Origin of the sequence: Loktanella agnita (assembly GCF_046640325.1) — a bacterium.
Lineage (GTDB): Bacteria > Pseudomonadota > Alphaproteobacteria > Rhodobacterales > Rhodobacteraceae > Yoonia > Yoonia agnita.
On record NZ_JBJMBF010000010.1, the window covers coordinates 155,060 to 168,657 of the forward strand.

A 13,598-nucleotide genomic window follows, 5' to 3' on the forward strand; every position below is an offset into this window, starting at 1 on the left:
GACGCAATGCGCAAAGCCTTGCTTGGCATCGCGCGCGCGAAGGACTACATGGAACATATGGCTAAGAACGCAAATCGTGACGGCAAGGCCCCGACGCAGCGCATGCTGCGTGTCGGGGAACAGTTCCGCCGTATCCTGTCCGAAGTTTTGCAACGCGGTGACGTGCATGACGAAGAATTGTCGCGCATGTCGATCACCGTGGGCGAGGTCCGGATGACCTCTGACCTGCGGATCGCGACGGCCTTTGTGCTGCCGCTTGGCGGGCAAGGCAAACAAGAGGCGCTGGAGGCACTGCGCCGCAACCGCCACGAAATCCGCCATCTGGTGGTGAAAGGGGGCTCTATGAAATACGCCCCCGAACTGCGTTTTGAAATTGACGGCACGTTTGACCAGATGGACGCCACCCGCGCGATCCTGTCAGAGGATCACGTGCGTCAGGACCTTGACGACTGATGCGGTGGGTTGTGTTGGCTGGCCTGCTTGCCGGCCCTGCCCACGCCGTCGCCTGCGAAGACTTCAGCTATCAGGGGCGCAGCTACACATCCTGCACAGTTGATGTCGCGGCAGAAGACCTGCGGCTTTTCCTGCATGATGGCAGCGGTGATGTGCTGGGCAGTTTCAGCGCGATTGAAGATCTGCCCGATGTCGACAAGCTTAGCTTTGCGATGAATGCCGGGATGTACCACGAAGACCGGTCTCCGGTCGGGCATTATATCGAAAACGGGCAAGAGGCGATGCGCGTCATCACCAACGCCGGCCCCGGTAACTTTGGCTTGCTGCCCAATGGTGTGTTCTGTGTGAACGATCAGACCGCACAGGTTTACGAAACACTGGATTACGATGCGAAGCGGCCCATGTGCCGGGATGCAACGCAATCCGGCCCGATGCTGGTGATCGACGGTGCGCTGCATCCGCGATTCTTGCCCGACAGCACATCGCGGAACATTCGGAACGGCGTCGGAACCACGTCGGACGGTAGTACGGCAATTTTCGTGATCTCAAACGAAGCAGTCACATTCCACGAATTTGGCAGCGTCTTTCGCGATCACCTGAAACTGCCCAATGCGCTTTATTTCGACGGAAAGATATCGCGCCTTTACGCCTCGGCGCTGGGGCGGTCCGATTTCGGGTTCCAGCTGGGACCGATTGTTGGGGTCGTCAACCCGGCAGATTAATCCGCGGCAGCGCGTGCTGCGATCTCTGCGACATCTGCGCTGGTCGGCAAATGCGCGACCTGATCCAGATCGACCCAAGTGGCATCCTGCACATCATCATCCGCCTGCGGTGTGCCCGATTGATAGGTGCAAAGCACGACCGCCAGCAGGAAGTGATATTTCAGCGCGCCGTCTTCGTGGATGATGATATCCAGATTGGTCAGATATTTTTCAGGGCGGGCCCGCACGCCGGTTTCTTCGGCCAGCTCGCGGGCCGCCGCATCAAGCGCGCTTTCGCCCCAGTTCACATGGCCACCCGGAAACCCCCACAGGCCGGCATCGGGTTCATTTTTGCGCTGCACCAGCAAAACGCGGCCCTGATGGATCACAACGGCAATGGCGGCAAGTTTCGGATAGCTCATCCACAAGACGCTAAAAGCGATGTCTGAAATGGTAAAGCGTCATTCCCCCTTGGCCTTTTGCAGATGGGCGCACATATATGTGCTCAACCGAGATGAGGAGAGAAGACATGCTGGAATTGGGTGCTGGTCAGAATGCCGCTGCCGATCTGATCAAGGATGGCACCGATGGCAGCTTTGGCCCCGATGTTATCGAAGCGTCAAAGAGTGTTCCTGTTATCGTTGATTTCTGGGCGAAATGGTGCGGCCCGTGCAAAACACTTGGCCCCGCAATCGAAGCCGCGGTGACCAAGGCCGGGGGCCGGGTCAAGCTGGTCAAGATCGACGTGGACGCCAACCAGATTTATGCGGGTCAGTTGCAGGTGCAATCGATCCCGACGGTCTATGCCTTTTGGCAGGGGCAGCCCGTGGATGGGTTTCAGGGTGCGCTTCCGCCGTCCGAAATTAACGCTTTTGTTGAAAAAATCGCAGCGCTGGGTGGCGACGCCGAAGATGACGGCCTGTCCGCCGCAATTGAAGCGGCCGATCAAATGCTGGCCGAAGGGGCTGCTGCTGACGCGGCTGAAACCTTTGCCGCGATCCTGCAAGAAGACCCGAACAATGCAGCCGCCTACGCTGGTCTGGTCCGGTCCTATCTGGCGCTTGACGATGTCGATCAGGCCGAAGCAATCCTGAACGGTGCCCCCGCCGAAATCTCGACCGATCCGCTGCTGGAAGCGGTGCACGCACAGATCACACTCGCACGTGAAGCGGCGAATGCTGGTCCTGTGGCTGAACTTCAGGAAAAAGTCACGGCAGAGCCTGACAATCTGCAAACACGTTTTGATCTGGCCGTGGCGCTGCATGCAAATGGCAAAGTCGAAGACGCAGTGTCCGAACTGCTAGAGATTTTCCGGCGGGACCGCGAATGGAATGAGGGTGCGGCGAAAACGCAGCTGTTCAAGATCTTTGATGCGCGAGAAGCGAATGATCCGATTGTTCTGAACGGTCGGCGGAAACTCTCTTCACTTATATTTGCCTGACACAGCCTTCGGCCTATGTAGCGAAACATGATATCGCCAACCGATTTGCCAGACATCATTCCGGTGTTTCCCCTGCCGGGGGCGCTGCTTTTGCCGCGTTCTCGACTGCCGCTGCATTTGTTCGAGCCTCGCTATCTGGCGATGCTTGACGATGTGCTGAAAACGTCCAACCGCCTGATCGGGATGGTGCAACCTTACGAAGGGCCGGATGCGACAGACCGGTTGCACGTCATCGGCTGCGCGGGCAAGCTGACCGCGTTTTCGGAAACCGAAGACGGGCGCTATATGGTCACGCTTTCCGGCGCGTCACGCTTTCGCATTCTGGAAGAGGTGGAAGGCTTCACACCCTATCGGCGCTGCAAGGTCAGCTGGGATGGTTTTTCACGCGATCTGGGCGCGACAGAGAAAGATCCTGATTTCGACCGGGATACGTTCATGGATGCGCTGGGCCGGTTTCTGTCAGACAAAGGATTGTCCACCGACTGGGAAAGCCTGAGCGAGGCAGACGATGAATTGCTGATCAATTCGCTGTCGATGCTCTGCCCCTTTGACCCCGAAGATAAGCAGGCCTTGCTTGAGGCTCCGTCGCTGGCGACCCGGCGCGAAACCCTGCTGACATTGATAGAGTTTGCCCTGCGCGGCGGTAATAGCGAAGAGACGATGCAATGAGCGAAACAGAATTCGACCCTAAAATGCTAGAAGCGCTGGTCTGCCCGCAATCACAAGCAACGCTGCGCTATGATGCGGACCGTCAGGAACTGGTCTCGGACCAAGCAAACCTGGCTTTTCCGATCCGCAACGGCATTCCGGTCATGCTGGTGGATGAAGCGCGGGTGCTCGACTGATCCGCAGTTGGGGTGGACCTCTGGGTCGTTTGCGGGGTGTCCATCCTAATGGTGAACTCGCAATGCTTTAATCCTCAACCTTCCCGCGCAGCGCCTTCACTTCTCCACGTGCTTTCTTTCCTTCAAGCCGCCGTCTGACCGATCCCTTCGTCGGGCGCGTTGCGATCCGGCGTTTAGGCTTTTCGCAGGCCTTGCGGATCAACTCTGCCAGACGATCACGCGCGATTTCCCGGTTGCGGGCTTGACTGCGCGTCTCCTGCACAAAAATCACTAGCGCCCCATCCACCGTCCAGCGCCGCCCCGCCAGCCGTTGCAGCCGCCGCTTGACCGGCTCTGGCAGATGGGGGGAACGTGCGGCTTCGAACCGCAGTTCAACCGCCGTCGACACTTTGTTCACATTCTGCCCGCCGGGGCCGGATGAGCGGGTAAAGCTCTCTGTCAGCTCCCAATCGGCGATCTCGATCTGTTCGTTAATTTTCACGATGCTCACCGCGCTAAAGGGTCCGATACAAGTCCGACGCATATCCGACGCGCTGCCGACCGTCAAAATTCAATGAAATGATGCGCGCTTTAACCAGTTGTTTATCAAAAGCATGCCAGCAAGACTGCGGTCGATCCGCAACGGCATTCCGCTGAAATGATCGGTATACAACTGCATACATTGAAAGGGATTCGGACAGTCCTTATGTACAAAGACACATCATAAAGGATTTTCGCGATGCCCATCGAAGATATGTTTGCCGAGTTTCTGGGTCAGAATGTTGTTTATCTACTGCTGGCCGTATTTATTATCATCTGCGTTCTGGCTGGCGTGCGGATTGTACCGCAATCCGAAAAATACGTGGTCGAACGGCTAGGCCGGTTGCGCGCGGTGCTGGGACCGGGGATCAATTTTATCGTGCCGTTTCTGGACAGAGTGCGGCATCAGGTGTCGATCTTGGAACGTCAGCTACCGTCGATGACACAGGATGCGATTACCTCTGACAACGTGCTGGTGCAGGTCGAAACATCGGTTTTCTACCGGATCATCGAGCCGGAAAAAACAGTCTACCGCATTCGCGATGTGGATGGGGCCATTTCAACCACCGTGGCCGGGATCGTCCGGTCTGAAATCGGCCGGATGGAACTGGATCAGGTGCAGGCGAACCGGGCCAATCTGATTGACGCGGTCCGCGAACAGGTCGCTGAGCAGGTCAATGACTGGGGGATCGAAGTGACGCGCGCTGAAATCCTTGACGTGAACCTTGACCAAGCGACACGCGCCGCGATGCTACAACAGTTGAACGCCGAACGTGCCCGCCGCGCCCATGTGACAGAGGCCGAGGGCCAGAAACGTGCGGTCGAATTGCAGGCCGATGCCCAGCTTTACGCGGCCGAGCAGGAGGCCAAGGCGCGCCGGATCACCGCCGACGCCGAAGCCTATGCAACACAGGTGGTCGCGGTGGCGATTGCCGAAAACGGTCTGGAAGCCGCGCAATACCAGGTCGCTCTGAAACAGGTTGAGGCGCTGAACAAGCTGGGATCAGGGCAGGGCAATCAGACTGTCGTGCTGCCTGCGAATGCAATCGACGCCTTTGGCGATGCCTTCAAAATGTTGAAAGGAAGAGGATAATGACACTCTGGACAGAATGGTGGGTATGGATGTCGGCGGCGCTGGTGCTTGCCACGTTAGAGGTAATGGTGCCCGGCTACATCTTCCTTGGCTTCGCGATGGGGGCTGCGGTTCTGGGGCTGCTGATGCTATTCGGCATCACGCTCAAAGGGCTGGCCGTCACGCTGGTGATCTTTGCGGTCTTGTCCATGTTTTCCTACGTTATCCTGCGCAAGGCGCTTGGGTTGCGCACCGGGCAGGTGAAAATCTGGGACACCGACATCAACGACTGATCCTCAACAAAAAAATGCCCGGACATCGTTAGATGCCGGGCAGTACAGATCAGCCAGGTTTCACAACGCCTAAGACAGGGGGAGGAGCGTTGCAGGCTTAGATCCGTTACGAGGGAAAAAGACGAAGTGATTAGCCGACTGGTGTGTCAGACATCTGCAATGCACGTGTGTGCATGCGTTTCACGACTATGGATGTATCCATGTCATGCGGACCAGCAATTTCGCAGGGATAACGAAAAGTCCGTCCGAAACGTTCAATATCCACAGATGCTTTGTAAACGCCTTTGTCAGCATTGTAACGCAGATTTCTGATATCCATGGGATAGTCTCCTTCGCCATTGTCAACGAGAAAATGCGCGGCGAGCGGATTGGTTCCCAAATTGTTTAAATTTTATTGATTGGGCTGAACGGCTTGGGGTGACGCCAGCTCTGACAAGACGCTGTTTGCGGCCGCTTTCGGGTCCGCCGCACGCCAGATCGGACGACCGACCACCACGTGATCCGCGCCACTGGCAATCGCCTGCGCCGGGGTCATCACCCGTTTCTGATCGCCCAGATCAGACCCTGCCGGGCGGACGCCGGGGGTAACGATCAGCTTGCCCGCCGCCTCGGGCAGGGCGCGGATCAAAACCGCTTCATGCGGGGAGCAGATCACCCCGTCGGCCCCATTCGCCAAGGCAATGCCTGCGCGTTCCTGAACCAGATCGGTCAGATCGCCAGCCTTGATGCAAGACGCATCCAGATCATCGCGGTCCAGCGAGGTCAGGATTGTCACCGCAAGGATTTTCATATCAGAGCTGCCCGCCCCATCACGGGCGGCGCGCACCACATGAGGGTCGCCATGCACGGTCAGAAAATCCAGATCAAACTGCGCCATGCCGCGCACGGCGGCTTCGACCGTGGCACCAATGTCAAAGAATTTCATGTCCAGAAAGATACGCTTGCCGTGTTCCTGCTTCAGCTCATTGGCCAGCGCCAGCCCGCCCCCGGTCAGCATACCCAGCCCAATTTTGTAAAACCCTACGCTGTTGCCAAGTGTTTTGGCCAGTTCCAGCCCGTCAAGGACATTGGGAACATCCATCGCTACGATCAGGCGGTCATCTGACATGGTATATCCTTTTGCGTGGTCGGGCGTGGTCTAAACCTCTGCCAGCCAGCACGCAAATAAAAAGGCGCAGCCGTTCCCGACTACGCCTTTCCCGCCAATTGCCAAACAGGGGAAGTCCATCCAGCATCTTACGGCGTGTGAGTGGTGATCTTTTTCTTATTGGGAAACAGCGAAACTTTAAAACAACTGGTAATACTAACGACAGATCGCACTCTTTAATACTGATCAAACCCGATAACAGCAGCTTCCATAGACGTGGACATAACTTCAAAGCGCTTTGGGTCATATGGTGAAAAACCTTACCTTTCCTTCAAAATCGGAATGCAACGCACAAGACTTGCAGTCGCGCCCCAGCGACCCCATCTGATAACCGAGGCCCGATCCGGGCATGTGCCGCACAGCGGGCATGCCACACCGCGGGCGCTTAACAAAGGAGAGACCCATGAACTTAGACAAGTTCACAGAGCGGTCGCGCGGCTTCATTCAGGCCGCACAGACGATCGCAATGCGCGAAAACCACCAGCGTTTCGCACCTGAACACCTGCTCAAAGCATTGATGGATGATGAGGAAGGGCTGGCGTCCAACCTGATCTCGCGTGCTGGCGGTGATCCCGCCGCTGTGACAGGCACGGTCGAGGCCGCGCTGGCCAAACTGCCGAAAGTCACAGGTGACGCGGCGCAAGTCTACCTCGACAATCTCACCGCGAAGGTGGTGGACGAGGCTGAACAGATTGCCAAGAAAGCTGGCGACAGCTTTGTCCCTGTGGAACGGCTGCTGACCGCCCTTGCCGTGGTGAAATCCAAGGCCAAGGATGCGTTGGATGCCGGCGGCATCACGGCGCAAAAGCTGAACGCCGCGATCAACGACATCCGCAAAGGCCGCACCGCTGACAGCGCCACCGCCGAAGACAGCTTCGAAGCGCTGGCCAAATATGCCCGCGACCTGACCGAGGCCGCTGAAAAAGGCAAGATCGACCCGATCATTGGCCGGGATGAGGAAATCCGCCGCGCTATGCAGGTGCTTTCACGCCGGACCAAGAATAATCCGGTACTGATCGGGGAACCCGGCGTTGGGAAAACCGCGATTGCCGAAGGGCTTGCCCTGCGCATCATTGACGGCGATGTGCCGGAATCCTTGCGCAACAAAAAGCTGATGGCGCTTGATATGGGCGCGCTGATCGCCGGGGCGAAATACCGGGGCGAATTCGAAGAGCGTCTGAAATCAGTGCTCAAGGAAATCGAAACCGCAGCGGGCGAAATCATCCTGTTCATCGATGAAATGCACACGCTGGTTGGCGCGGGCAAATCCGATGGGGCAATGGACGCTGCCAACCTGATCAAACCTGCGCTTGCGCGGGGGGAACTGCATTGCGTCGGCGCCACCACCCTGAATGAATACCGCAAATATGTGGAAAAGGATGCAGCACTGGCCCGGCGGTTCCAGCCGATCATGGTCGAAGAACCCACCGTCACCGATACGGTCAGCATCCTGCGCGGGATCAAGGAAAAATACGAATTGCACCACGGTGTGCGGATCGCCGATGCGGCATTGGTGGCCGCTGCGACCCTGTCGCACCGCTATATCACCGACCGTTTTCTGCCCGATAAAGCCATCGACCTGATGGACGAGGCCGCCAGCCGCCTGCGGATGGAGGTGGACAGCAAACCTGAAGAGCTTGACGCGCTCGACCGCCAGATCCTGCAATTGCAGATCGAGGCCGAGGCGCTGAAGAAAGAGGATGACAAAGCCTCTGGCGACCGGCTTGAACGGCTGGAAAAGGAACTGTCCGACCTGCAAGAACGCGCATCAGAAATGACCGCGAAATGGCAGGCCGAACGCGACAAGCTGGAAAGCACGCGCGAGGTGAAAGAACGGCTTGACCGGGCGCGCGCCGATCTGGATATCGCCAAGCGCGAAGGCAATCTGGCAAAAGCGGGGGAGCTGTCCTACGGCGTCATCCCCGAGCTGGAACGCAAACTGGCCGATGCCGAAGCCAATGATGAGCTGATGGTCGAAGAGGCGGTGCGCCCCGAACAGATCGCCGAAGTGGTCGAACGCTGGACCGGCATCCCGACAAGCAAGATGCTAGAGGGCGAGCGTGACAAGCTGCTGCGCATGGAAGAAGAGCTGGGCAAGCGGGTCATCGGTCAGAAATCGGCGGTCAAGGCGGTGGCCAACGCGGTGCGCCGCGCGCGTGCCGGGCTGAACGACGAAAACCGCCCGCTTGGCTCGTTCCTCTTTCTTGGGCCAACCGGCGTGGGGAAAACCGAACTGACCAAAGCCGTCGCTGACTACCTGTTCGACGATGACAGCGCGATGGTCCGTATCGACATGTCCGAGTTCATGGAAAAACACGCTGTCGCCCGGCTGATTGGCGCGCCTCCGGGCTATGTCGGCTATGACGAAGGTGGCGTGCTGACCGAAGCTGTGCGGCGCAGACCCTATCAGGTTGTGCTGTTTGATGAGGTCGAAAAAGCGCACCCGGATGTGTTCAACGTGCTGTTGCAGGTGCTTGATGACGGTGTGCTGACCGATGGTCAGGGGCGGACGGTCGATTTCAAGCAGACGCTGATCATCCTGACATCGAACCTCGGGGCGCAGGCGCTCAGCCAATTGCCCGATGGGGCCGATGCCAGCGACGCCAAGCGTGATGTGATGGATGCCGTGCGGGCCCACTTCCGGCCAGAGTTCCTGAACCGGCTGGATGAGACGATCATCTTTGACCGTCTGGCGCGCGGCGATATGGCGGGGATTGTGTCGATCCAGCTGGGGCGTTTGGAAAAACGGCTTGCCGGGCGCAACATTCACATCGACCTGGACGATGCCGCGCTGGCTTGGCTGGCCGAGGAAGGCTACGACCCTGTCTTTGGCGCGCGCCCGCTAAAACGGGTGATCCAACGGGCGCTGCAAGACCAACTGGCCGAGATGATCCTCGCCGGGGACGTCATGGATGGGGACACCATCCGGGTCAGCGCCGGCACCGAGGGGCTGATCGTCGGCGACAGGCTGTCAGCGTCAAACCGGCCAAGACCGGGCGACGCGGTCGTGCACTAAATCCAAGGGCGCCTGCGGGCGCCCTTTTCCGTGCGGTTGCTTGGTATTGCTGCACACCAAGGTCTGCTTGGAGCCCATACCGACCTCGTTGACTTGAACCGCCTTGTCGAAAACGGTACATTGAAGAAGCGCAACAGGAGAATGAGCATACGATGCAATGCCAAGGGGTCCCTGATAAAGTACTTCAGGCATTGAAGCGATTTTCAGTAGACGAACGGTTGTTAGAAAATCTCAACCCTAAGTCCCAAATTGTCACTGACCTAGGGATTTGGGGAGATGATTTCAGTGAATTCTACGAAATACTTAGCGAGATTTATGGCACTGAGTTTCTTGTTCCCGCAGAGTGCATACCTAGCGAATTTGCATGGACTAGAACCATAAAGGGATGGCTTCCGTTCAGAGACATGAAAAACGCTGTTACCGTGGCTTCACTCACGGTTACGGAACTTGATGAGATTATGCGGGGCTTGGCTCGGAGGCATAGGTTCATAATATGTAACTAAGTCCCGCACAGCCGACCTCTGCAGCATATCTTACTAGCTCCTCAAGGTATCGGAACGCGCAGGTTTTGCCGCAAAGGCTCAAACGAGCCGACGCCATTGCGCTTCCTATGGCAACAGAGCCGCATTGATCAGCTCTTGCCCATTCGCCCCGTGGATTGGGAAATCGCCCCAGTCCCGCCAGCGCTGAAATCGACAGGCTGGCTACCTCAAACGCGCGAAGGTCGGGGGACGCGGTGGTACATTCATTCGAAATGCTTTTAAGCCTTATGGAAAAGAGATTTAGAACACGTAGTACGGCAGGTTATGGATGTACTGATCCAATCCTGCGTTCGGGTCGGTGAAATGGAAGCTGCCGAATAAGATCACGCTCCCCTTGGCCGATGTGCCACGCGTTTTTTCGATGTAGGTCCGCCGGACAGATTGATGCCGTGTGGGGAAGCGCGCGGAACCGCCACCGACCCAATGGTCTGCACACCAAACATCAACGCCGGCCATCAACGCGTCGCCAATCAGCACAGCCAGCGGATGTGCGTCACAGTGGTATTGCTGTCGATAATACAGGGATAGGATTAATCTACGGACCTCGTCTTCATCCATTGGGTCGGTTGATATGGCGGCCTTGAGCCGATCGACATCAGCTTGCCAGCCTGTCGGGTATTCAACGAAAAGCCGCTTGACGTGACCAGCTTCAATCAATTCGTCGATAAAGTCGCGTGCATTCGGAGAGGTGTGGTCCTCACCGATCCCGATGGGGCCATCGAGAAGAAAATACTTCATGGAATCTTTGATCTGGATTTCGGGCATTGGTGGCTCCGCTGTAATGCGTGGTGTTGTGAAGACAACATGCGTACCGACCTGTTCTCGCGCGCACCGGCTGTCGCAACGGTTACGCGGCAGCCGCACAGAATATTCCCGAAGGTTTTGGATTTTTAAAGTAAGGTGAAGCTGGCACCGGGCAGCCCGTCGCACAAAGGGGCATGCAGATTTTCGATAGACACCGAACGATCCGTTAACCCGGCGCATTGTGCACTATGTTCCGATAAAAGTCCGACGTTTGTCCGACACGATACAGCGTTTGCAATCTGAGGATTTCGCCGTTTGTTAACGTCGCCATCGGCGCAGGCGATCAAAGGGCTTTAAGCATCAATCCCGCAATACTGACTTCTGCAATAAAGCACAGGCAAGCACTGCCTTTGGCAGGACCTCAAAGCAAAAAATCCCGACCATCTGGCCGGGATTTCATTTTTGTCACAATGAACACTTACATTGGCGGCATGATCACCTTGTCGATCACGTGGATCACACCGTTTGACGCTTCGATATCAGCGGCGGTCACATTGGCATCGTTCACCATCACGCCACCTTCGGTCATGATGGTCACATCAGCACTGTTCACTGTCGCGGCGGTCATATCGTTGCTCAGGTCCGTCGACATCACTTTGCCGGGGACCACGTGGTAGGTCAGGATTGCGGCAAGTGCTTCGGGGTCTGCCAGCAGCTTGTCGACTGTGCCAGCGGGCAATGCGGCGAACGCTTCGTCAGTCGGCGCGAAGACCGTAAACGGCCCATCGCCTTTCAGGGTGTCTACCAGCCCTGCTGCCTCAACCGCGGCGACTAGCGTTGTAAAGTTGCCTGCGTTTACCGCTGTATCCACAATATCTGCGGAATGACCGGCGGCAAAGGCGCCTGTGGTCATTGCGCTGCTGGCGGTCAGGGCAAGAAATGTTCTGCGTAGCATCTTTCGTCTCCCATTTTTGGTTGGGATGCCGTTTCGTGGCATCGGAGTTTCTACGCGCCGGACGTGACTCGGATCAGCACTTTCACCGCAAAGGCGAACACAACTCTGTGAAAACACGTGAGGATGCGCGGCATACAGAACATTTCAACGATCTGGCGGCATCGTGAGACACCTTTCAACGGCTTCACGATATGTACGTTGTAAATGAATGACCGGAGAAGAATATGGCATACCGCTGGATGAACAAGCTGACCCATGCTGACGTAACACCAAAGACCGCGTATCTGAACCGCCGCCAAATTCTGGCGGGCACGGCTGGGCTGGGGGCCATCGGGCTTGCCGGTGCGGCCCATGCCGATACGCTGGAACCCAACACATTGGAAGAAATCACCAGCTACAATAACTACTATGAATTCGGTACTGGCAAGGGCGATCCGGCGGCAAACGCGCATCAACTTGTCACCTCCCCTTGGTCGATAAAAGTGGACGGGCTTGTTGATAATCCGGGCGAATATAGCCTTGGCGATCTGCTTGACGGTTTGACCGTCGAAGAACGGATCTATCGCTTTCGCTGTGTAGAGGCGTGGTCAATGGTCGTCCCGTGGAACGGGATTGAGCTGGCAGATATCCTCAACAAGGTCGGGGTGCAGTCTGGCGCGAAATACGTGGCTTTTGAAACCGTGGTCCAGCCCGAGAACATGATCGGTGTGCAGCGCCGGGTGCTGGACTTCCCTTATGTAGAGGGGCTGCGCCTGGATGAAGCGACGCATCCGCTAACGATTCTGGCGACAGGTATATATGGAGAACCCATCGCCAATCAGAACGGCGCGCCAATCCGGTTGGTGGTGCCGTGGAAATACGGGTTCAAGTCGATCAAGTCGATTGTCCGCATCACCCTGCAGGAAAATGAGCCGCCGACCAGCTGGAACAAGTCCAATGCGCGTGAGTACGGGTTCTACAGTAACGTGAACCCCAATATCGATCACCCGCGCTGGAGCCAGGCAAGCGAACGCCGCATCGGCGGCGGGTTGTTCGCCCCGCGCATCGATACGCAGATGTTCAACGGCTATGACGAAGTTGCCAGCCTTTACGAAGGCATGGATCTGGCGGAGTTCTATTAAGCCGTGACCCCATCACAAGCGATCAACAGTGCGCTGCGGAAACTGCCAGCGTGGACTGTATATATAGTATGTGCGGTTTATGTCGCCTGGCAGTTCTGGCAGGCGTTGAACCAACTGGGCCCTTACCAGGTCGAACCGATCAATGTGTTGGAGCGGGCATATGGGGAACTGGGGCTGAAACTGCTGGTGCTGGGCCTGATGGTCACGCCGCTGCGGAAATGGACCGGGGTGAACCTTATCAAGTTTCGGCGGGCCATTGGTGTCAGCGCCTTCTTTCTGGTTTTTGCGCATTTCAGTGTCTGGGTGGTGTTGGATGTGCAGACAGCGGAACGTGTTTGGACTGAGATCGTCAAGCGGCCGTATGTAACAGTCGGGATGATGAGTTTCATCCTGCTGTTCCCGCTGGCGCTGACATCCAACAACCTGTCGCTGCGCAGACTGGGCCCGATCCGCTGGCGGCGCCTGCACAAGCTGACGTATCCCGCCGCGATTCTGGGGGCTGTGCATTACCTTTGGTTGGTGAAGGGTTTTCAGATTGAGCCGATCATCTATCTGGTCGTGATTCTGGCGCTGATTGCGACGCGCTACGTGTCCTTTGGTGGGAATCGACAAACCGCGTGAGGCGATTCCTTATATTTTTGGTGGTGGAATCGCTGTGACTCGCTACATTTTTTGTGTTGATGTTTGTGTTGAGCGCTAGATTTTGTGTTGAGTGTTTTTGTTTTGCCTAAGAATAATGCGTTGTTGGT

Annotated in this window: 16 protein-coding genes; 10 read left to right on the plus strand and 6 right to left on the minus strand. The window is 56.9% G+C overall.

Going from position 1 to position 13,598, the window contains the following annotated elements:
* Positions 1-57 precede the first annotated feature (57 nt).
* Together rbfA and ACJ5NV_RS13075 are read left to right on the plus strand one after the other, a co-directional pair.
* The gene (rbfA, locus tag ACJ5NV_RS13070) at positions 58-453 is read left to right on the plus strand and encodes a 30S ribosome-binding factor RbfA (RefSeq protein ID WP_411644370.1); all 396 of its coding nucleotides are present in this window, start codon (positions 58-60) and stop codon (positions 451-453) included.
* Positions 453-1,175 carry a phosphodiester glycosidase family protein gene (locus tag ACJ5NV_RS13075; protein ID WP_411644336.1) on the plus strand — a complete coding sequence of 241 codons (723 nt, stop codon included), beginning with the start codon at positions 453-455 and terminating at the stop codon, positions 1,173-1,175. The genes rbfA and ACJ5NV_RS13075 overlap by 1 nt, the downstream gene beginning before the upstream one ends.
* On the opposite strand, the gene ACJ5NV_RS13080 is transcribed toward ACJ5NV_RS13075, so the two are convergent.
* Positions 1,172-1,576: an NUDIX hydrolase gene (locus ACJ5NV_RS13080; protein WP_411644338.1), complete on the minus strand. Its 405-nt coding sequence runs from the start codon at positions 1,574-1,576 to the stop codon at positions 1,172-1,174. The two genes, ACJ5NV_RS13075 and ACJ5NV_RS13080, sit on opposite strands and share 4 nt — an antisense overlap.
* 107 nt (positions 1,577-1,683) lie before the next feature.
* Here ACJ5NV_RS13080 and ACJ5NV_RS13085 point away from each other — a divergent pair, with 107 nt between their 5' ends.
* From ACJ5NV_RS13085 to ACJ5NV_RS13095, 3 genes are read left to right on the plus strand one after another with little or no spacing between them, the layout of a single operon-like run.
* Positions 1,684-2,595 (plus strand): tetratricopeptide repeat protein, encoded by a 912-nt coding sequence (locus tag ACJ5NV_RS13085; protein WP_411644340.1) that lies wholly within the window; start codon positions 1,684-1,686, stop codon positions 2,593-2,595.
* A gap of 27 nt (positions 2,596-2,622) precedes the next feature.
* Positions 2,623-3,264 (plus strand): LON peptidase substrate-binding domain-containing protein, encoded by a 642-nt coding sequence (locus tag ACJ5NV_RS13090; protein WP_411644341.1) that lies wholly within the window; start codon positions 2,623-2,625, stop codon positions 3,262-3,264.
* Positions 3,261-3,440 (plus strand): Trm112 family protein, encoded by a 180-nt coding sequence (locus tag ACJ5NV_RS13095; protein ID WP_411644342.1) that lies wholly within the window; start codon positions 3,261-3,263, stop codon positions 3,438-3,440. The genes ACJ5NV_RS13090 and ACJ5NV_RS13095 overlap by 4 nt, the downstream gene beginning before the upstream one ends.
* 67 nt (positions 3,441-3,507) lie before the next feature.
* Here ACJ5NV_RS13095 and arfB read toward each other — a convergent pair whose 3' ends face one another.
* The gene (gene arfB, locus ACJ5NV_RS13100) at positions 3,508-3,921 is read right to left on the minus strand and encodes an alternative ribosome rescue aminoacyl-tRNA hydrolase ArfB (RefSeq protein ID WP_411644343.1); all 414 of its coding nucleotides are present in this window, start codon (positions 3,919-3,921) and stop codon (positions 3,508-3,510) included.
* Positions 3,922-4,158: 237 nt separating this feature from the next.
* Here arfB and ACJ5NV_RS13105 point away from each other — a divergent pair, with 237 nt between their 5' ends.
* Together ACJ5NV_RS13105 and ACJ5NV_RS13110 are read left to right on the plus strand one after the other, a co-directional pair.
* The gene (locus ACJ5NV_RS13105) at positions 4,159-5,052 is read left to right on the plus strand and encodes an SPFH domain-containing protein (RefSeq protein ID WP_411644344.1); all 894 of its coding nucleotides are present in this window, start codon (positions 4,159-4,161) and stop codon (positions 5,050-5,052) included.
* Positions 5,052-5,324, plus strand: a complete 273-nt coding sequence (locus tag ACJ5NV_RS13110) for an NfeD family protein (RefSeq protein ID WP_411644345.1) — start codon at positions 5,052-5,054, stop codon at positions 5,322-5,324. Before ACJ5NV_RS13105 ends, ACJ5NV_RS13110 begins: the two co-directional genes overlap by 1 nt.
* A gap of 130 nt (positions 5,325-5,454) precedes the next feature.
* Here ACJ5NV_RS13110 and ACJ5NV_RS13115 read toward each other — a convergent pair whose 3' ends face one another.
* A complete protein-coding gene (locus ACJ5NV_RS13115; protein ID WP_411644347.1) occupies positions 5,455-5,643 on the minus strand; it encodes an orotidine 5'-phosphate decarboxylase in 189 nt (62 codons plus the stop codon).
* Positions 5,644-5,715: 72 nt separating this feature from the next.
* The gene (gene pyrF, locus ACJ5NV_RS13120) at positions 5,716-6,432 is read right to left on the minus strand and encodes an orotidine-5'-phosphate decarboxylase (protein WP_411644349.1); all 717 of its coding nucleotides are present in this window, start codon (positions 6,430-6,432) and stop codon (positions 5,716-5,718) included.
* Positions 6,433-6,874: 442 nt separating this feature from the next.
* Here pyrF and clpB point away from each other — a divergent pair, with 442 nt between their 5' ends.
* Complete coding sequence (gene clpB, locus ACJ5NV_RS13125) at positions 6,875-9,487, plus strand: ATP-dependent chaperone ClpB (RefSeq protein ID WP_411644350.1); 2,613 nt, start codon at positions 6,875-6,877, stop codon at positions 9,485-9,487.
* Between the two features lie 782 nt (positions 9,488-10,269).
* Here the strand turns inward: clpB and ACJ5NV_RS13130 are convergent.
* A complete protein-coding gene (locus tag ACJ5NV_RS13130) occupies positions 10,270-10,794 on the minus strand; it encodes a hypothetical protein (protein ID WP_411644352.1) in 525 nt (174 codons plus the stop codon).
* Between the two features lie 457 nt (positions 10,795-11,251).
* Positions 11,252-11,728, minus strand: coding sequence for a fasciclin domain-containing protein (locus tag ACJ5NV_RS13135; RefSeq protein ID WP_411644354.1), 477 nt, complete (start codon positions 11,726-11,728; stop codon positions 11,252-11,254).
* Between the two features lie 224 nt (positions 11,729-11,952).
* On the opposite strand from ACJ5NV_RS13135, the gene msrP reads away from it, so the two are divergent.
* Positions 11,953-12,849: a protein-methionine-sulfoxide reductase catalytic subunit MsrP gene (gene msrP, locus ACJ5NV_RS13140; RefSeq protein ID WP_411644356.1), complete on the plus strand. Its 897-nt coding sequence runs from the start codon at positions 11,953-11,955 to the stop codon at positions 12,847-12,849.
* A gap of 3 nt (positions 12,850-12,852) precedes the next feature.
* Entirely contained in the window at positions 12,853-13,470 is a 618-nt protein-coding gene (msrQ, locus tag ACJ5NV_RS13145) for a protein-methionine-sulfoxide reductase heme-binding subunit MsrQ (protein WP_411644358.1), read from the plus strand.
* Positions 13,471-13,598: the final 128 nt, after the last annotated feature.